Genomic DNA, 18,576 nt, shown 5'->3' with positions numbered 1-18,576 from the left:
CGTGACGGCAGACCGGACTCCGCGCGCCCTGGCAGATCTGGCCCGCCCGCTCAGGCGGCTGGGATACGGAGCGGCCGCTGCAAGCGGTATTGGTGCGGCCCTGCTGGCGATGGCGATCGCGGCGTGGCTGGTACGGCTGGGTGCGGTTCGGTCGCCGCTCTGGGTGGTGGTGACGTGGCTGCTGGCGCTCGTCGCCGTGGTTGCGGCCGTGGTCGTCGCCTGGGGCCGGTCCCGCCGGGTTGGGATGCGGGCCGTGGCCCGGACAGTAGAAGGCGCTCCGGGGTGGCGACACGGTGTGCTGATCGGGGTGCTCGATGGAGCCTCCGCCGGGACCAGCGCCGCGCTCTTTGCGGCTGCGGACCAGGCGGCTGCCGCGGCCCTGGATCAGCGGGGCACCGAGGCGCTCGATCCGATCCGTCTGCGCTGGCGTTCGTCCGGTCGACTGGGCCTGGTGGCCGTGGGGCTCGGTGTGATTGCCTTGCTGGGCACCCGCCCCTTGTCGGGTCCGGTGGCGCTGCTGTGGTCCCCGGCCGAGGCGTGGGCCACCTTCGTCGCTCCGGTGCAAGTCACGGTCGACCGGAACGCGGTCGATCGGGGCGAGTCGATTGCGCTTGGCCTGCGGGCGGCGGGGCGGCGGGACGCGGAACTCTGGCTGCGCGGCAAGGGCGAGCAGTGGCGCCGGGAGCGGGTCGAGCTGGATTCGACCGGGCGGGCAAGCCGGACGATTGGTCCGCTCGAAGGCGACCTCTTTGCGTTCGTCGCCAGCGGAGGCCGGTCATCCGATACGGTCATGGTCCGGGTCCGCCTGCCCGTCTTTCTCGGTCGGCTGACTCTGACGGCGAGTTATCCGGCCTATCTCAAGCTGGAAGACGAGGTCTTGCCGATTGCCGGTGATACGTTGCTGCTTCCGGAAGGAACCCGCCTGACCGCGGCGGGGGAGACGACGGCGGAGCTGGCGTCCGCCGGCTGGAGTCAGGGATCACGCAGCGTGGCGATGCGGGTGGAGGGCACCACGTTCGGCGGCGCCATCACACCGACGGAGTCTGGCGTCCTGGGGCTGGAGCTCATCACCTCCGACGGGGCGCCCCTCGGAGGAGACCCGGTGCGCATCCCGGTCCTCCTGGTGCCGGATCAGGTTCCGCAGGTCGAGGTTCCGGTGCCAGGCCGTGACACCATGCCGGCCATGACGGGCGAGGTTCCGCTGGTCATCGATGTTCGCGACGACTACGGCGTGGTGGGTGTCTCGCTGCACACCAGGGTCCATCGTAACCGGCAGACGGCTGTGGTGAGCCTGCCGTTGGCGGGCGGTGTTGCGGAGCGAGCGCTCCTCGATACCCGCCTCGATCTCACCGGACTGGGCCTGGTACCTGGCGACACGCTGTCCTACTGGGTCGAGGCGCGCGACAACGCACCCCGGGCGCAGCTGGGGCGTTCCCGCAATTTCGTCCTGATCGTACCGACCCGGAGTGAAACCAGGCAGGAGCAACGGTCGGCCAGCCAGGACATCGCCAAGACGCTCGACTCGCTGGTGGCGGAAAGCCGGGCCTTGCAGCGCCAGACTGAGGATCTCAGTCGCGAGCGGCAGCGGACCAGCGAGGGCAGCCGGCGTGGTGAGCAGTCGCTCTCGTTCGACGAAGCCAAGCGCGCCGAGCAGGTCGCCCGTGATCAGCAGGATCTGATCGATCAGGCCGAGGCGCTGGGCGAACGGCTGGAGCAGCTGCAGCGCTCGGCCGAGCAGGGTGGGATTACCGACTCGTCCTTCCGACGGCAACTCGACGAGATTCGAGCCCAGCTCGACAAGGCGATTTCGCCCGAGATGCGGCAGCATCTGGAGCAGCTTCGACAGGCGCTCGAGAAACTCGACCCGCAAGCGACCAAGGACGCGCTGGCCAACCTGGCCGAGGCGCAGCAGAAACTGCGGGAGGCGCTCGAGCGCAGCAAAGAGCTATTCCGTCGCGCGGCGCTCGAGGGCGAGCTCTCGAGCCTGGAACAGGAGTCGCGCGAAGTCCGGGAGCAGCAGGAGGCATGGAATCAGAAGGTGGCCTCGAGCGACAGTGCGGGCGCGGCGGCGTCGGCGGCGGCAGAGGAGCAGCTCGCGGCGCGAACCGATTCCGTAGCGCAAGGACTCGAGCAGGCTGCCAAGCAACTCGACAGCGAGGAGCGCAAATCCGCGCTCGAGTCGAGTGCGCAGCAGGCCAAGCAGGCCGCCGACAAGATGCGTGAGGCGGCGCAGTCGGCTCAACAGGGCAAAGCGCAGGAGGCCAAGTCCAAGGGCGAGCAGGCCGCGCAGCAGATGGAGCAGGTCGAGCAGCAGGTCCAGGAGCAGCGGGAGGAGCAGCAAGACGCCTGGCGCCAGGAGGTCGTGGATGCGCTCGATCGGGCGCTGGCGGAAACGGCCCGCCTGAGTCAGCGTCAGCTTGCCCTCAGCACGGCCATCGGTCGCGGGATGCCGGTGAGTCAGACGCGCCAGGAGCAGGCGGTCATCGAAGAAGGGGTTCAGAAGATTGTCGAGCAGGTGCTGGCCGTGAGCGGCAAGAACGCGCTGATCTCTCCGCAGATCGGCACGGCGTTGCTGCAGGCCCGGTTGCAGATGGCCCGAGCTCGGGATGCGGTCTCGTCGGCGTCGGCCAATCTGCGGGAGGCGGCGCAGCAATCGGGTGAGGCGGTCGATGCGCTCAACGTCGCCGCCTTTCAGATGCTCCGGTCCCGGGACGATGTGTCCGGCTCGTCGTCGGCATCAGGCGTGGCCGAAGCGATGCAGCGGATGCAGCAGATGGCCGGCCAGCAGGGCAGCCTGAGTCAGGACGGCAACAACCTGCTGTCGATGATGATGAGTCAGCAGCAGGTCGGGGGGCAGATGCAGGCCCTGGCCGAGCGGCAGCGCAAGATGGCCGAAGAGCTGGAACGATTCCGGGCTGAGATGCAGACGCCGGGGGCGCAACAGCTGGCTGAAGAAGCGCGGGAGTTGGCCCGACGGCTCGAGGCGGGCCGACTCGATCGGGAAACGGTGGGGCGACAGGAACGTTTGTTCCGGCGGATGCTGGATGCCGGACGGACCCTGCAGGGCGAAGAGTCGGATGAGAAGAAGGAGCGACAGGGTGAGACGGCCCGGACCGATGCCGTCAGCATTCCGGCTCCGCTGCGACGATTGCAGTCCGGTGCCGGGGCGGTGCGGCTGCCGAGCTGGGAGGAGCTGCAGCGTCTGTCGCCCGAGGAGCGTCGGTTGGTCACCGAGTACTTCCGGCGTTTGTCGGCAGGGAGTCCGCCGTGATTCGTGGTCTGATCCTGTCACTCCTGCTGGTGGCACCGGTTCTGGCCCAGCCTTCGCGCCCTTCGGCGGATCCTGTCAGCCGGGGGCTCGACCTGGAGCGGCGCGGGCAGTACGACGCAGCGGTCGAGCTCTATCGCTCGGTGCTGGCGGCCCAGCCGGCCGATATCAGTGCCTTGCTCGGCCTCGAACGCAGTCTCGGGCAGAGTGGCAAGGTTGCGGACATGGTGCCTGAGGTGCGGCGGGCGGTCCAGAGTGCGCAGCCTTCGATCCCCATCTACGGTCTGGCTGTCCGGGTGTACATGGCGGCTGCGGCGCCCGACAGTGCCCGCGCCGTGGTGGAACGGTGGGCGGTGCTCGAGCCCGGTTCGGAGGCACCGTTTCAGGAGTGGGGGTCGGCGGCGCTGGGGGCCCGCGATCGCAACGCCGCCCGGGCGGCATACACCCTGGGGCGCGCCAAGCTCGGCGGCAGTGCGCTGGCCGGTGAGATTGCCCAGCTTGCGACGATCGAACGAGATCTCGATACCGCCGCCCGCGAGTGGGTCGCGGCTGTCACCGCGGTGCCGGCCTATCGACCGGCGGCGGTCTCGATGCTCGGTCAGCTGGCCACCGGGGTCCAGCCGGCGGTACTCGAGGCGCTTGGCGCACACGGCGCGGAGGGCACCCGGATCGCGTCGCTGCTGATGATTCGGTGGGGTGATCCTGTCGGCGGGGTTCGGCGGGTGGCGTCGTCGACGGACCTGGGCGGGCGGGTCACCGAGGCCATGCAGGATGCTCTGGCGGAAGTCCGTGGCATGTCCGGGCGCGATGCGTTCCTCGCCAAAGCTACCGCGCTCGAGTTCATCGGCGGCAAGGATCCCACCCAGGCCAACCGGGCCTGGATGGAAGCTGCGCAAGCGTATGCCGACGCCGGCGATCGGGAGGGGGCGCGCCGATTGCTCGCGAGGGTCGCGAGCGAAGCCAAGGCTTCCCCCGGCGCGGCAGCCTCGGCCACTGCGACCCTGGTGTCGGTGCTGATTGCCGAAGGGAAGATGGAGGAAGCGGCCGAACAGCTCGGTCAGCTTCGCGCGAGCCTCAAGGAGGAGGATCGCCAGGCCCTGACCCTGCGATTGGCCGAGGGCTGGATTCGTGCGGGTAAGCTGGATGCGGCGGCCGCGGCGGTGGCGGAGGACAGCACGGTCGAGGGTCTGGCTCTGCAGGGTTGGATCAAGCTCTATCAGGGCGATATCCGGGCAGCTGCCGAGTTGCTCCGTTTTGCCGGTCCGTTCGCGGGTGCGCGGGAAGCCTCCGTGTCTCGCACCGCGGTTCTCGCGCTGCTGCAGGTCATCGACGGCGACAGCATGCCGGCCCTGGGCCAGGCGCTGCTGGGCCTCGAGCGGCGGGACAGCCTGGAGGCGGCGAGTCAGCTCGAACGGCTCGGGGCAGGCCTGCCCGCCGAGCGGGGCGGGGCGGAGCTGCTGCTGCTGGCCGGTCGGGTGCGACTCGGCGCTGCTGATCCGCAAGGCGCCGCTCGGCTTCTGAGCCGGGTTGCCGAGCTCAAGATTCCCGCCAGCGCGGCGGCCGCCGGATTCGAACTGGCCCGGATCCAGATCGACCTCGATCGGAAGCCGGAGGCAATCGCAACGCTCGAGACGGTGCTGCTCAGCTATCCGACGAGCGCAGTGGCTCCGCAGGCTCGCCGCCTGCTCGATCAGGCCAAAGGAGTGATTCCTCCCGGATGAAGCGACGAACCTTCCTTCAGCTTGGTGCGTTTGGCGCTGGCGGCATTGCGCTCGGCGGCTGGCCTGCCGTGCCGCTCGGTGCAGCGGACTACCTCCTCGTTCCGATGGATGAGACACAGAGCAACCATCTCAAAGCCTACGGTTTGACCTTCCGGGTGCTCGAGCGGGAACTCAAGGCGGAGTGGTTCCTCAACTACCGGAACGGTTCCTTCCTGCTGCCGGCCGATGCGCTCACTGCTCGCGATGCGGCGCTCTCCGGGGTGACGGTTCACCCCGTCGACATGGCAACGGTCATGGGGATTCGGGCCGAGATCCGAGACGGCAACATGGACGCCGTGCCGCTGGAAAAGGCCCCGAAGATGGCCGTCTATGCCCCACCGAATGCAGCGCCCTGGGACGATGCGGTCACGATGGCGCTGCAGTTTGCCGGGATCAAGTTCGATCAGATCTGGGACGAGGAGGTGGTGGGAGGCAAGCTAACCACCTACGACTGGCTGCATCTCCATCACGAAGACTTCACGGGTCAGTACTCCAAGTTTTATCTCAACTACACCGGCGCCTCGTGGCTCCATGCCATGGTCGAACGGAATGAGGCCACCGCCAGAAAACTCGGCTTCCCGAACGTGCCCAGCACCAAGCGGGCGGTGGCGCAGACGATCGGCGCGTTCGTCGAGCGGGGCGGGTTCCTGTTTGCCATGTGCACGGCAACCGAGACGCTCGACCTGGCGCTGGCCAGCGACGGTGTCGACATCGCCGCCAGCTATGCCGACGGCACTCCCATGGATCCCAACGCCACGGCCAAGATGAAGTGGGATCGCGCCCTGGCGTTTCAGGGGGCCCGTCTCGAGCCGAGCCCGTCGCTGGCCGTGTTTGCGGACATCGACGGCCACCAGGTCAACGCGCCGGACCGTCGTCAGCAGCTCGGCACCTTCACGCTGTTCAACTTCAGCGCGAAGATCGATCCGGTCGCCACCATGCTGGTCCAGAATCACCGTCAGGTCATTCCGGACTTTTACGGAATCACCACCTCGTTCAGGAAGGATCGGCTCAAACCCGGTGTGACGGTTCTGGGGGATGAGCCAGGTGCCGCCTGGGCCAAGTACATCCGGGGGGAGCGAGGGCAGGGCACCTGGTGCTTCTTTGGGGGCCACGATCCGGAGGATCCGCAGCACCAGATCGGCGATGCCCCGACCGATCTGTCGCTCCACCCCCATTCGCCCGGGTACCGCCTGATCCTCAACAATGTGCTGTTCCCGGCAGCCAAGAAGAAGGAACTCAAGACCTGATCCTGCCGGCGCCGCTGCGTTTTTCCGATCCGCGTGGCGCGGGCAGGCTCACTATCTTCCAGCATGGCCGGTGCTTCTCCTCGGTGGCTCCCCTCCGTACAGAACTACCTCGCGCGTGAGATCGCCGATGCGGGCGGGCGCGAGGTCTGTTTCGTCGCGTCACTCGATGCCGAGGGTCGGATTGCCGATGCGAGGACGGTAGCGCGCGGCACCCCGGAAATGGTGCTGGCCCTGTCTGGCATTGCCCGGCGGGGCGAGATGGTGCTCCATAACCACCCCACGGGCGTGCTGGAACCCTCGTTTGCCGACCTCAACGTCGCTGCTCGCTTTCACGATGCAGGGGTCGGATTCGGCATCATCGACAACGCAGCGACCGAACTCTATGTCGTCGTCGAGGTCCCGCGGGCTCGCGTTCAGGTACCGATCGATCCGCCCGAGATCGTAGCCCAGCTGGGGGAGCATGGGCCGGTAGCCAGGCATCTCGGTCAGTACGAGGATCGCCAGAGTCAGCGCGACATGGCCGCGTACATTGCCGACGGCTACAACGACGGCGGCGTGCTGCTGCTCGAGGCGGGTACCGGCGTCGGCAAATCATTTGCGTATCTGTTGCCCGCGCTCGAGTGGGCCCGCAAGAACGACGAGCGCACGGTCATTTCCACCAACACCATCAACCTGCAGGAGCAGCTGGTAGGCAAAGACCTGCCGTTGCTCCGCGATGCGCTGGGCACCGAGGAACGGCAGCCGACCTTTGCGCTGCTCAAGGGGTGGCGGAACTACGTCTGCCTGGCCCGTCTCGAAATGGCGTCCTTCGGGCAGCAGTCCTTGCTGGACGAAGGACGGGTGGCCGAACTCGTCAGCATCGCGGAGTGGGCCACCCGAACTGCCGACGGCACCATTGGCGATCTGGCGACGCCGCCCTCGGGCGAGGTCTGGGACGAGGTCTCGGCGGAATCGGATCTCTGCCCCCGGCTCAAATGCCCCAAGTTCGACAAGTGCTTTCTCTTCCGGGCCCGACGGAAGGCCGCGGAGGCCGATGTAGTGGTGGTCAATCACCATCTGCTTGCTGCGGACCTTGCGGTCCGGCAGGCCTCCGACAATTGGGAGGATGCCGCCGTGCTGCCGCCCTACCAGCGGCTCATCCTGGATGAGGCCCACCATTTGGAGGACGTCTCGGCAACGCATCTCGGCAAGCAGATCTCGAGCGCCGGCGTACGCCGTTTACTGGGTCGGCTCGAGCGGAACGGACGTGGGTTGGTGCCGACCCTTGCCCGAGAGTTGATGCGGGACGGCGATGTGCTTTCCCGCGCCAGTCTTGCGCTGATTGCGGAGCGACTGGGCCCGGCCATCGCCGAGGCCCGCGGCGCGGCGGAGGCGATGTTTCAGCGCCTGCTGCTCCGGCTGATGGCCGATGGCGGCGGACCGATTCGCTTGGCCGATGACTTCAGCAAGGATCCGATCTGGGACGAGGGGCTCAGGCGGGAGGTCGACGCGCTGGTCGGGGCATTCAAGCGGGTTGCCGACGACGTCGAGACTGTCGCCGATCGGATGAGTCTTGGCGAAGCAAGCGAGCGGAGGACCCAGTTGCTGCAGGAAGTGAAGGGCGTGGTTCGTCGGCTCGATTCGGGCCGTGACGCTCTCAATCAGACGCTTCGGCCTGTGGGCGGAGGTCCGCCGATCGTCCGCTGGGTGCAGCGATCCGGCCTCAAAGGGCAGACGGTATCGCTCGCCGCCGTGCCGCTCGATCTGGCGCCGATTCTGAGGGAACTCGTGTTCGAGCGCAACAAGACGGTCGTGCTCACCAGCGCAACGCTTGCTGCGGGGGGCGAGTTCGACTTTCTCGAATCCCGCCTTGGGCTTGCGGCGAGTCCCTCGCCAGTCACGGTGCGGGAAATGCTGCCTTCGCCCTTCGACTATCCGTCGCAATGCCTGTTCGGCATCCCGACCGACTTGCCGGATCCACGGGAGAATGAGGCAGCCCATGACGCCGCGGTGGCTACGATCATCGAGGATCTGGCCTACGCCTCCGACGGCGGGATGTTCGCGCTCTTTACGAGTCACGGAGCCTTGCGGCGGGCGGCAGAGCGCTTGCGATCCCAGCTCGACCCACGCTGGCCGCTGCTGGTTCAGGGCCAGGGCTCGCGCGATGCCCTGCTGCGGCGGTTCCGCGAGGCAGGCAACGCCATCCTGCTCGGTACCGATTCGTTCTGGGAGGGGGTCGATGTGCCCGGGCGGGCGCTGCGAACGCTGGTGCTTGCCAAGCTGCCGTTCAAGGTGCCGTCGGAGCCGCTGACTGCGGCCCGACTCGAACGCCTGGCGGAGCAGGGGGTCGACGGCTTCTTCCAGTACCTGCTGCCGCACGCGGCGCTCAAGCTCAAGCAAGGGTTCGGGCGGCTGATTCGATCCCGGTCCGATGCCGGGGTGGTCGTGCTGCTCGACAGCCGCGTGCTGACGCGTCGGTACGGACCCTGGATCCTGAGCGGACTGCCAGCAGCCCCCCGGGTCGACGGTCCCTGGGCCCAGGTTCGGACGGCCGCTGAGGACTTTTTTGCGGGCCACGGCATCGGGGCGGAGGTCTGACCGGGGCGGCGCACCGCGACCATCCGGGCCCCGCAGGCATTATTCTTAAGATAGGCCCGGCGGGTCGGCTTTCCGGCTGCGCCCCGACTCTCACCCTCCTCGAGTGCACGAGTGAACCAGACACCCTCCAAGATCGTCTGCGTCGGCAAGAACTATTTCGAGCATGCCAAAGAGATGGGTGGCGAGATTCCGGCCGAGCCGCTCCTCTTCCTCAAACCCCCCAGTTCGCTGATCGGGTCCGGCGAGGCCATCGTCCTCCCGAAGATTGCGAGCCACGTCGAACATGAGGCCGAACTGGCCGTGGTAATCGGATCCCGACTCCGCCGCGTATCGGAGGCGGAGGCCATGCAGGGGGTCCGGGGCTATGTGTGTCTCAACGACGTGACGTCACGTGACTGGCAGAAGCGGGAATCGCAGTGGGTGCGGGCCAAGGGGCACGACACCTTCTGCCCGATCAGCAGCGAGGTCGTTGCCGATGTCGACTGGCGCAATCTCGACATCATCTGCCGGGTCAATGGACAGATCCGTCAACAGGGGCATACCAGCGCGATGCACTTCGGCGTGCCGTTCGTGCTGTCCCTGATCAGTCACATCATGACGCTGGAGCCGGGCGATATCGTGTCCACGGGCACGCCTGCCGGCGTCGGACGGCTGGCGCCCGGTGACGTCGTCGAAGTGGAGATTCCCGGCGTCGGCTTGCTCCGGAACCCGGTGGTGGCCGAGTGAGCCTCCGTCTGAGCGATCGACTGGCGCGGCTGCCGAGCTACCCGCTCGCCGAGGTGCCGGCCATCAAGCGTCGGCTGCTCGAGGCTGGCGTGGATGTGATCGATCTCGGCGCCGGTGACAACGATGCACCCCCCCCGCAGCCAGTCCGGGAGGCCATGATCGAAGCGATTCGTGACCCGGCAATGAGCAAGTACGGTTTCCAGCAGGGCCACGCCGAGTACCGGCGCGCCGCAGCGAGGTACGTCGAGCGCCGCTTCGGACATGGCTTCGACCCCAGTGCGGAGCTGCTTCCGCTGATTGGTTCCAAAGAAGGCCTTGCGCACCTGCCCTTTGCGCTGGTCAATCCCGGTGATGTCGTGATCTTGCCGGAGCCGGGGTATCAGGCCTACGTCGGGGGCGCCATCCTGACCGGCGCCGAGCCTTTCGTGGTTGGTCTGGCGGCGGACAATGGCTTTCTGCTCGACCTGGACGCGCTGCCGACCGCGGTGCTGGACCGAACTCGGCTCGTCTATCTCAACTATCCCAACAATCCGACGGCGGCCATCGCGCCATTGGAGTATCTGGCACGAACGGTGGCGATCTGCCGGTCGCGGGGCATCGTTCTGGCGTATGACAATGCGTACTGCGATCTGACCTTCGACGGATATCGGGCGCCCAGCATCTTCGATCTGCCCGGGGCCCGCGACATTGCGGTGGAGTTCTTCTCGCTGTCGAAGAGTTTCTCGATGACGGGGTGGCGGATCGGTTTTGCGGTGGGGAATCGCGAGTTGATCGGGGCACTGACCAAGATCAAGAGTTACACCGACACCGGCCCCTTTCTGGCGGTGCAGCGCGCCGGGGTGGTGGCGCTGGACCGGGCCGAGGAGTTCGTGGAGCCGATCCGTACGGAGCTGGCGGCTCGGCGGGATGCCGGGGTCGATGCGCTGCGGGCGCACGGATTTGCGGTCGATCGTCCGCAGGCAGCGATGTACTTGTGGGTCCGGCTTCCGCCGGGAACAGACTCGAGCGCCTGGAGTCGTGCGGCGCTCGAGGAGCAGGGGGTGGTCACGTTGCCAGGTCGGGCGTTCGGTCCGGCCGGCGAAGGGTACTTCCGGATTGCACTGACGGTAGGACCGGCGCGGCTCGTCGAGGCGATTGCACGGCTGGAATTGGTAGCAGGACGTGGAGTCGGGAGCAGCGCCGCCACGGCGTGAGCTGTTCCTGCCGCGCCGGCGGCGGATCTCCTGGGTGGCCATCGCGGTCAGCCTGGGGGTTCACGCCAGCCTGTTTCTGTTCCGGGTGCCGAACTGGTCGCCCAATCTTCCTTCGCGGGAGCAGATCGCCCTCATTCCGATGGGGACCGAGGGGCCGCGCGCGATCCAGATGATCTATCTGGAGCCTTCTGGGGGCGGAACGCCGCCGCGGACGCCGACGAGCGGCATCTCGGCACTACCTCGCGAAGAAACCGGTCCGCCGCCGGAAACCGAGCCGACCGAACCTGCCCTCGAGCCGGCGCCCGCAGCACCCGAACGCGAGGGCCCTCAACTGCCGCCTGGGCCGGTACAGCGTCAAGGGCAGATTCGGATTGCCCCGGCGGCCGGGGACGGCAACCTGTGGGTCCGCCCCCTTCCGCTGCCGCCACAGGACCTGGCCCGCGCCGTGGTGCGATCACACGCGGAACTGGTCGACAGCGCGGTGACTGCTATTGTGCAGGCGTACATCGACTCGGTCCTCTCGGTGGCGCCGGCCAACGAGCCGTTGCCGCGCTGGACAACCCAGGTCGGCCAGCAGCAACTCGGCCTGGATGCCCAATGGATCTATCTTGGACCAATCAAGGTTCCGACGACCCTGGTCGCCGGGCTCCTGAATGCGCTTGGTGCCCTGCCGTCCGGGGCCAGCGCGGAGATGTCAGACTATACCCGCTTCCGGTCCCTCCAGCAGATGCGCGAGGACGTCCAGCGGGCGGCGCGGCGGGCCCAAACCATGGAAGACTTCAAGCGGGCTATCCAGCAGTTGCGAGTGGAGCGAGAGCGGCAGCGCGAGTTTGCACGCAATCAACGGACCCCTCCGTCGCCGCCGGCGGATACGTCGGGGCGAACACCATGAAGCTGGTAGACCGGGAAGAAACGATCCTGATCGTCATCGGCGAAGCGACCGATGCCGGGGGAGACCGGACCGTCGCGGTCACCCTGTGCCGCGAGATCGATAGCCGCGCAGACGGCCAGGCCTATCGCCGGGCGGTCATCGTGGGCGACATCGAGTTCCTCGATCGGCCCGAGTTGCATCGACACCCGACCATCGTGATCGGGGGCCCCGGCGCCAACGTGCTGGCGCAGCGGTTCGTGCGCGAACTCCCGACGCTCTGGCAGCACGAGGACCGGTGCTTCGTGCAAGCTGAGCTGGATGAGAGCAGACGGGTCGCGCTGTGGGGGGCGGATGCGACGGCGACCAGTCGAGCGGCCGACGCCTTTCTTTCCGAAGGCTTTCTGGAGGTCCTGCTCGACCGGGTCTGGCGGACCCGGCCGACGACCCAGATGTAGGTCGTCGGCCGGTGGTGTTCAGTCCTGTCCGGTTGAGACCTCGTCCGGAATGGCGTACTCGACCCGACCCGGGTTGAGGCCTCCGGTGCGGGTGATCCCGACTCGGCTCACCACTCCTTTGTACCCTGTGATCAACGCAGAGTAGCGCCACTCCGTCGTTCCAGTCGGGCAGGTGCTGTTGCTCACGCTCTCGACCCCAATCGTCACTTCGATGACCGAGACGTTCTGCCTGGCGCTGGCCGTGAAGTTGGCGCATTCGGTCGTGGTCTGGAATCGATGATCGACCTGGACGATGTTCGGCCCTCGGATCACCCGGGGCTCTGCGGCGGGATCAGGGTCGACAATCTCGAATTGCACCCCGATGTTGAGCCGGTCGTCGTCGCTCGAGAAGAGACATCCCCCGAGGAGGACTGAGCCGGCAAGGAGCAAGGTCCGCATAGGTAACCTCCGACTGCGTTAAGAGCGCGCCGTACGCGCGCGAGTAAGCGAAGCAAGGGTCGCCGCCCGTCCCACCACCGCCAGGAGCTCGTTGGCGGGCTCGGACACCGTGTCTCCGGTAATGGCGACTCGGATCGGCTGCATCACGTCTCCGAGCTTGACCCCGCGGTTTGAAGCCGCCGAGGTCAGTGCCTCGAGCAGGCGGTCGGCCTGCCACTCGGCCTCCGGGACCTGGGTGAGCGCCTCGAGGGCCCACTCCAATCGCATGGGGTAGGCCGGCCCGAGCTTCTGTATCAGCGCCTCACCCCGGGGCTCGAGCGAGGCACGGCTCGGGTCCAGACGAACGGCGACCCGCTCAGCCATGTCGACGACGGTCCTGGCGCGGGTCTTCACGGCGTCGATGATCGGGCCGAGGTTGCGGCTGCCGGGGTCGATGCCGCGATCGTCGAGGAAACGGCGAACTTCAGGCTCGAACGTCGATGCCGGCAGGGACGAAAGGTACTGACCGTTCATCCATTCCAGCTTGGTCAGGTCGAACACTGCCGGCTTTTTCTGGATGGCTTCCAGCCTGAAGGCCGCGGCCATCTCGCTGTCGCTCATCAGCTCCCGATCATCGCCCGGCGACCAACCAAGCAGGGCCAGGAAGTTCCGCATGGCCGTCGGATAGATCCCCTTGTCCTGGTAGTCGCCCACGGCGGTCGCGCCATGTCGCTTCGACAACTTCTTGCCATCCGGCCCCAGGATCATCGGCACATGGGCAAAGACGGGAGGCACTTTCCCCAGCGCGCGATAGAGCGCGATCTGTTTCGGCGTGTTGGAGATGTGGTCATCCCCCCGAATCACGTGGGTGATCCCCATCGCGATGTCGTCGGAGACCACGGCCAGGTTGTAGATCGGGGTCCGATTGCTTCGGAGTACGACCATGTCGTCCAGGTCCCGGCCATGAAAGGCAATTCGACCATGCACCGCATCATCCCAGGCGATTTCTTCCTCCGGCATGGCGAAACGAATCACAAAGGGCATGCCTGTGTCGACCCGCCGGGCAACCTCCTCCGGTGCCAGTAGGCGGCAGCGCCGATCGTACTTGAAGGTCTCGGGTCCCCCGGGCGCCGCCGCGCGCTGAGCCTCCAAGTCCTCCCGGGTGCAGAAGCATCGATATCCCTGTCCGGTAGCCAGAATTTGCTCAGCGTCGCGCTGATGCCGTTCGATTTCTGCGCCCTGGAAGTAAGGTCCTTCGTCCCAGTCGATACCGAGCCACCGAAGCCCGTCGAGGATGACCTGCGTGTGGGCCTCGGTGCTCCGAGCCTGATCTGTGTCTTCGACACGCAGGATCAGGGTTCCCCCCGTCTTTCGGGCGAAGAGCCAGTTGAACAGCGCGGTACGGGCGCCGCCGACATGGAGGTATCCGGTCGGGGAGGGGGCGAACCGAAGCCGAGGTCGCTCGGCGGAAGGGGCAGGCATACCGGCAGCTGTGGTCAGGTCAGGTCATTCAGGTGAGCGGAAGCGCAACGTCGAGCGGCCGATCGGTCGGCACGCTCGACGCGCGAACAGCTGGGATTCAGACAACGGAGCGGGAGGGATTCGAACCCTCGATAGGGCTTTTCAACCCTATAACGGTTTAGCAAACCGCCGCCTTCAGCCTCTCGGCCACCGCTCCGGAACAGCGAAGGGCGGAAAAGTGGAGATGAAGGGCAGCTTACGCAACCCGCCAACTCGTTGCCGACGAGTTGATGGACGCTGCCCGAACTCCGGCCGGAGCTGCGTAGCGAGATTGCAAGCCGCTGGAGCGCAGCCGTTCTCTCAGTGTTTCCACCCGTTCCGGGGTGGAATTTCGGCAAGCAATCTTGTCAACAATGTCGGAATAATAAACAGCAACAGCGAGTGGTAGACCCGAGGTGTATCTATTTAAACCATTACAAAAAGGCTATTTACAGAATAGCGACTCGATGTTGATAAGTTGCATTGTCAAATTCTTGTACTTGTTGGCAATCCTGTGGATTGCTAGATTTGCCTGTACCATGCTCCGCTCGACCTCTCTGCAGGCGCTGCTGTTGGTCGGCGTTCTTGGCATCGCCGCCTGCCAGACCTCCCCCGAGCGGGATGGTCTTGGCCCGGACCCGCTTGCGTTCCGGTCACTGGTGCTTCGACCCGACTCGGCGGAACTCGGAACGGGCGACACCCTGCGTTTCACGACCAGGGCCGTTCGGGTCCGAGGCGATACCGTGCCGCAGGCTGAGGTCGTTTACGTCGCTCAGGGTGGGGTGATCTCGGCGAGCGGGCTCTATCAGGCTGGGGCGACCCCCGGGAACTACCGGGTCGACGCCACCGTTCCTGGGGCCGGACTCTCGGCATCCGCGTTCATTCAGGTCGTCGTTCCCGTGTCGCCGCCGCCACCACCTCCGCCGCCGCCACCGCCACCTCCACCACCACTACCACCTCCTCCGCCGCCGCCGCCGCCTGATTCGGTTGTCGAGCGGTTCTGGGTCGTGCCGGACTCGATCTCGGTCGGGCCGCGCGGCTTATTCGAGTTGGGCGCTTGGCTGCAGTACCAGGGTAGTGGGCCACTGTCCGTCACCGCCACCGCATCCTGGTCTGCTCTGGCAGGGTCTTTCGGTGCGCCAGGTCGGTATCAGGCCGGGCCGGCGGTCGGCATCGACCGGATCGTGGTCTCCGTTGTCGTGGCGGGCCAACTCTTTGCGGACACGGCGGTGGTCGTGGTGCGGGCCGACCCCACAGGACCGCTGCTGGTGGCTGTCGAGCTCTCTCCCGACTCGGTCAATCTGAATCCCGGCGCGGCTCTTCAGTTTGCCGTGCTCGGGCGCCGTTCTGACGGGACCGCGGTAAGTGTCACGGGTGCGTTCGAGGCGACTGGAGGCTCGGTGTCACCGAGCGGGCGGTTTACGGCCGGATCCAACCCGGGGGTCTATCTCGTCTGGTTCCGCCATGGAACCCTCGCGGATACCAGTCGGGTCGTCGTCGTGGCTTCGTCGCCACCGCCACCACCGCCGCCTCCACCACCGCCGCCTCCACCACCGCCCGCCGTCGGGCTGGGACCCAATGCGGACCTGGTGGGCCGGCGCCTCTTTCCCGCGGACAATCCGTGGAACCAGCCGGTTGATTCGGCCCAGGTGGATCCGAACTCAGACGCCATCATCACTGCGATCGGGCCGACCAAGCGGTTCCATCCCGATTTCGGGGCCAACTGGAATGGCGGACCGTTCGGGATCCCGTACGTCGTCGTGTCCGGCAGCCAGCCCAGGGTTCCGGTCACGTTTCAATATCACAGTGAGAGTGATCCGGGCCCGTATCCGATTCCCCCGAACGCGCCCATTGAAGGCGGCCCCGCATCGACGGGAGACCGCCACGTACTGGTGGTTGATCGGGACAACTGGCGGCTCTACGAGCTGTACGCTGCGTATCCGCAGCCGGACGGCTCGTGGCGGGCGGGCTCGGGGGCGATCTTCGACCTCAACTCGAATGCCCTGCGACCGGCAGGATGGACTTCAGCGGATGCGGCCGGCCTGCCGATTCTGCCCGGGCTGGTGCGCTACGACGAAGTGGCAGCGGGGGAGATTACCCACGCGCTTCGGTTTACCGTGAGTCGAACCCGCCGGGCATACGTACATCCGGCTCGTCACTGGGCCAGCAGCGACAACTCCGCCAACCGCCCTCCGATGGGCATGCGAGTTCGCCTCAAGGCGGGCTTTGACATCTCGGGCTATCCGGCCCACGCCCAGGTCGTGCTCCGGGCGCTCAAGAAGTACGGTATGATCGTGGCCGACAACGGCAGCGACTGGTACGTCAGCGGGGTTGCCGACTCCCGCTGGAACGACGCCCAGATGAACACGCTCAAGCAACTGCGTGGAAACGATTTCGAAGTAGTTCGGATGGGGCCGATCGTCACGCCCTGAGGGGTTGTAGGGCTGTTACCACAAATGTGGCCCTCGAGCAGCGGTCGTGTCACCCGAGCATCAATCGGCGTGGTGCGAATCCGCCCACGTTTCCCAGGTCAGCTTGCACCGATCGCCAAAGAACTCGCCAGGATGCCCCTCGCGATCGAGCAGATGGTGCAACATTTCGTGTCGGACAACCATCTCATGGCGGGCGTAGTTCCCGGCGATCGTGATCCGGGCAACCCCACCGGTCTTTTCCCACATGCCGACCTTGGGGCCTGCAGAGGTCTCGAAAGTTTCTACGCCAGGCACGATAAACCATTGAATTTCATTGATTTGACCGCCAATGCCACTGCACTCCTTGGTGCGGTCGAACCAGGCCTGGTACTCGGCGTCTGCCAACATCCGAATTGCTCCGACCGGAAGCTCCGGAGCCGAGGGGGCCAATGAGGAGCATCCGCCGATCATGACTGCGACGAGAGACAGTGAGCGCCGCTGCCCCTCAAAAAACAGACGCATGTTGTGGAATCGCGACAACCTTTGCACGCTCGCACCGTCGTAGAATTTGACTGTCTAATTTGCGAACCGTATGCCATTGTCCGACCGATTCCGGGACTCGTCAAGAGGTGGCGGTGGCTTGGAGGGGCTATGCAGCTGAAAAGCGAGACCCCGAGCCGGCGCCGCAGCGCTGACTCGGGGTCTCGGGGGGCGGGCGGTTTCGGCCCGGATATCAGGCGGCTTTGGAGATCTCGGTCGCCCAGTTCGAGGCGGTCTGGTAGGCTTCCTGAACGTTGGCGGTTCCGGCCCCCAACTGGTTGGCCAGCGACTCCATCCGGCTCCACTCGCCTCGTTCCTGAGCCACGACGAGGTCGAGCACGGGGCCAAACGGCGGTTCCCGCCGGAGCAGCGCTGCGGCCAGTGGCTGCGACAGGGACAGCGAGCTGACCAACTGCTCGAGCGGCTGGTCCATGACGGCGTCCATGACCGACAGGAGCCCGGCAAAGAAGAGGTCGAGATCGGAGTGGTCGAGCCCTACGGGGCCGGCCAGCAGCTCTGCCAGACGGGCTCGGAGGAGCGCTGTCGTGACCAGCTCGGGCGGCTTCCCGCTCGAAAGGCCGACGGTGGCCACCGCCGAGACCCACTTCCGGAGCTGCTTCACTCCCAGCAGTCGGAGGGCATGATCGATGGTTTCAACCTGATGCCGCCATCCGAACCCGGCCGAGTTGAGATAACGAAGCAGTCGGACCGAGAAGGCCACTTCTTCCCGAATAATGGCTTCGACCCGCTCAAACTCAATGTCCTGCTGGCCTACCTCCTTCAGCATCCGGAGGTAGTTGATCCGGCTCGGCGCCTGGGACTTGTTCTGCAGCATCTCTGGCCGGCAGAAGTAGTAGCCCTGGAACCAGTCGAAGCCCTGATCTGCGGCCGTGTCCCGTTCCTCACGAGTTTCGACCTTTTCGGCCAGCAGTTTCGCGCCGTGGCGCCTGGCCAGGGCAATGGCCTCGGGCGATCGTGCCTCGGGGTTCCGAAAGTCGATTTTGACGATGTCGGCCAATGCGAGCAGAGGGTCGGCGCTCGGGGTATAAACAAAGTCGTCGAGGGCCAGTCGGTACCCGCTGCGCTTGAGGCGCTCAGCTGCCGCAATGACCTCGGCGTCCGGCTCGACCGTTTCGAGCAGTTCGATGACCGACCGGTCGGCCGGGAGCAGGGTGTAGAGCTCGGTGAGGAGGACTCGCCGCGAGAGGTTGATGAAGGCTGGCCGTCCGTTGGTCAGCTGGTCGAACCCGAACGTCATCAGGGCTCGTTCGAGGCCTTGGCTCGATGCCAGGTCGGAGTCGCCGCCCGCAAAGCGGTTCTCGGGGCCGGATCGAAAGAGGATCTCGTAGCCGGCAACGAGGTCGTTGCGGTCGAGGATGGGTTGCCGCGCAATGAAGACGTCACCGGTTTGCATGGGGCTTATTATCGGCACAGTATGGCCGAAAGCTGAGCTCTCCGAGGGGTCGTGGCGCCGTGGTGTCTTGGGCGACAGATTGAACCGGTGCAGAGGGTACTGTTCCGGCAGAGGTCAGGGGAGGGGCAATGGCAAGGATTTCCATCACGGAGGATCCTCTCGAGCTGGGGCGCCGAGTGGCAGACCGGATCGTCGAG

General features: G+C 66.3%; 13 protein-coding genes and 1 tRNA gene. 9 read left to right on the top strand and 5 right to left on the bottom strand.

Annotation, left to right across the window (positions count from 1 at the left end):
• The first annotated feature begins 1 nt into the window (after nt 1).
• The 8 genes from KF785_15305 to KF785_15270 all read left to right on the top strand — a co-directional run bounded on the left by KF785_15305 (nt 2) and on the right by KF785_15270 (nt 12,097).
• On the top strand, nt 2-3,271 hold the full coding sequence (locus KF785_15305) for a hypothetical protein (protein ID MBX3148130.1): 3,270 nt from the start codon (nt 2-4) through the stop codon (nt 3,269-3,271).
• Nucleotides 3,268-4,989 carry a hypothetical protein gene (locus KF785_15300; GenBank protein MBX3148129.1) on the top strand — a complete coding sequence of 574 codons (1,722 nt, stop codon included), beginning with the start codon at nt 3,268-3,270 and terminating at the stop codon, nt 4,987-4,989. Before KF785_15305 ends, KF785_15300 begins: the two co-directional genes overlap by 4 nt.
• Nucleotides 4,986-6,275, top strand: coding sequence for a hypothetical protein (locus KF785_15295; GenBank protein ID MBX3148128.1), 1,290 nt, complete (start codon nt 4,986-4,988; stop codon nt 6,273-6,275). Before KF785_15300 ends, KF785_15295 begins: the two co-directional genes overlap by 4 nt.
• 63 nt (nt 6,276-6,338) lie before the next feature.
• Nucleotides 6,339-8,852: a hypothetical protein gene (locus tag KF785_15290; protein ID MBX3148127.1), complete on the top strand. Its 2,514-nt coding sequence runs from the start codon at nt 6,339-6,341 to the stop codon at nt 8,850-8,852.
• A gap of 174 nt (nt 8,853-9,026) precedes the next feature.
• On the top strand, nt 9,027-9,578 hold the full coding sequence (locus KF785_15285) for a fumarylacetoacetate hydrolase family protein (GenBank protein ID MBX3148126.1): 552 nt from the start codon (nt 9,027-9,029) through the stop codon (nt 9,576-9,578).
• The gene (locus KF785_15280; GenBank protein ID MBX3148125.1) at nt 9,575-10,771 is read left to right on the top strand and encodes an aminotransferase class I/II-fold pyridoxal phosphate-dependent enzyme; all 1,197 of its coding nucleotides are present in this window, start codon (nt 9,575-9,577) and stop codon (nt 10,769-10,771) included. The genes KF785_15285 and KF785_15280 overlap by 4 nt, the downstream gene beginning before the upstream one ends.
• The gene (locus KF785_15275) at nt 10,740-11,663 is read left to right on the top strand and encodes a hypothetical protein (protein MBX3148124.1); all 924 of its coding nucleotides are present in this window, start codon (nt 10,740-10,742) and stop codon (nt 11,661-11,663) included. Before KF785_15280 ends, KF785_15275 begins: the two co-directional genes overlap by 32 nt.
• Nucleotides 11,660-12,097: a hypothetical protein gene (locus KF785_15270; GenBank protein MBX3148123.1), complete on the top strand. Its 438-nt coding sequence runs from the start codon at nt 11,660-11,662 to the stop codon at nt 12,095-12,097. The genes KF785_15275 and KF785_15270 overlap by 4 nt, the downstream gene beginning before the upstream one ends.
• 18 nt (nt 12,098-12,115) lie before the next feature.
• Here the strand turns inward: KF785_15270 and KF785_15265 are convergent, their stop codons facing one another.
• The 3 genes from KF785_15265 to KF785_15255 all read right to left on the bottom strand — a co-directional run bounded on the left by KF785_15265 (nt 12,116) and on the right by KF785_15255 (nt 14,192).
• Nucleotides 12,116-12,535 (bottom strand): hypothetical protein, encoded by a 420-nt coding sequence (locus KF785_15265; protein MBX3148122.1) that lies wholly within the window; start codon nt 12,533-12,535, stop codon nt 12,116-12,118.
• Between the two features lie 18 nt (nt 12,536-12,553).
• Nucleotides 12,554-13,996: a glutamate--tRNA ligase gene (locus KF785_15260; protein ID MBX3148121.1), complete on the bottom strand. Its 1,443-nt coding sequence runs from the start codon at nt 13,994-13,996 to the stop codon at nt 12,554-12,556.
• 105 nt (nt 13,997-14,101) lie between these two features.
• Nucleotides 14,102-14,192, bottom strand: a tRNA-Ser gene (locus KF785_15255).
• Nucleotides 14,193-14,553: 361 nt separating this feature from the next.
• On the opposite strand from KF785_15255, the gene KF785_15250 reads away from it, so the two are divergent.
• Complete coding sequence (locus tag KF785_15250; protein MBX3148120.1) at nt 14,554-16,446, top strand: hypothetical protein; 1,893 nt, start codon at nt 14,554-14,556, stop codon at nt 16,444-16,446.
• Between the two features lie 60 nt (nt 16,447-16,506).
• Here KF785_15250 and KF785_15245 read toward each other — a convergent pair whose 3' ends face one another.
• Together KF785_15245 and KF785_15240 are read right to left on the bottom strand one after the other, a co-directional pair.
• A complete protein-coding gene (locus tag KF785_15245; protein MBX3148119.1) occupies nt 16,507-16,947 on the bottom strand; it encodes a hypothetical protein in 441 nt (146 codons plus the stop codon).
• Nucleotides 16,948-17,158: 211 nt separating this feature from the next.
• On the bottom strand, nt 17,159-18,379 hold the full coding sequence (locus KF785_15240; GenBank protein MBX3148118.1) for an HDOD domain-containing protein: 1,221 nt from the start codon (nt 18,377-18,379) through the stop codon (nt 17,159-17,161).
• Between the last annotated feature and the right edge of the window lie 197 nt (nt 18,380-18,576).

The organism is Gemmatimonadales bacterium (genome assembly GCA_019637315.1).
GTDB lineage: Bacteria > Gemmatimonadota > Gemmatimonadetes > Gemmatimonadales > GWC2-71-9 > SHZU01.
Note: the sequence above shows the minus strand (reverse complement) of the source record. Positions and strands in the feature narration are given on the sequence as shown.

Bases quoted from the DNA above. Each gene is read 5' to 3' on its own strand.
- KF785_15295 (MBX3148128.1), top strand. From the start codon at position 4,986: ATGAAGCGACGAACCTTCCTTCAGCTTGGTGCGTTTGGCGCTGGCGGC.
- KF785_15290 (MBX3148127.1), top strand. From the start codon at position 6,339: ATGGCCGGTGCTTCTCCTCGGTGGCTCCCCTCCGTACAGAACTACCTC.
- KF785_15285 (MBX3148126.1), top strand. From the start codon at position 9,027: ATGGGTGGCGAGATTCCGGCCGAGCCGCTCCTCTTCCTCAAACCCCCC.
- KF785_15270 (MBX3148123.1), top strand. From the start codon at position 11,660: ATGAAGCTGGTAGACCGGGAAGAAACGATCCTGATCGTCATCGGCGAA.
- KF785_15265 (MBX3148122.1), bottom strand. From the start codon at position 12,535: ATGCGGACCTTGCTCCTTGCCGGCTCAGTCCTCCTCGGGGGATGTCTC.
- KF785_15260 (MBX3148121.1), bottom strand. From the start codon at position 13,996: ATGCCTGCCCCTTCCGCCGAGCGACCTCGGCTTCGGTTCGCCCCCTCC.
- KF785_15250 (MBX3148120.1), top strand. From the start codon at position 14,554: ATGCTCCGCTCGACCTCTCTGCAGGCGCTGCTGTTGGTCGGCGTTCTT.
- KF785_15245 (MBX3148119.1), bottom strand. From the start codon at position 16,947: ATGCGTCTGTTTTTTGAGGGGCAGCGGCGCTCACTGTCTCTCGTCGCA.
- KF785_15240 (MBX3148118.1), bottom strand. From the start codon at position 18,379: ATGCAAACCGGTGACGTCTTCATTGCGCGGCAACCCATCCTCGACCGC.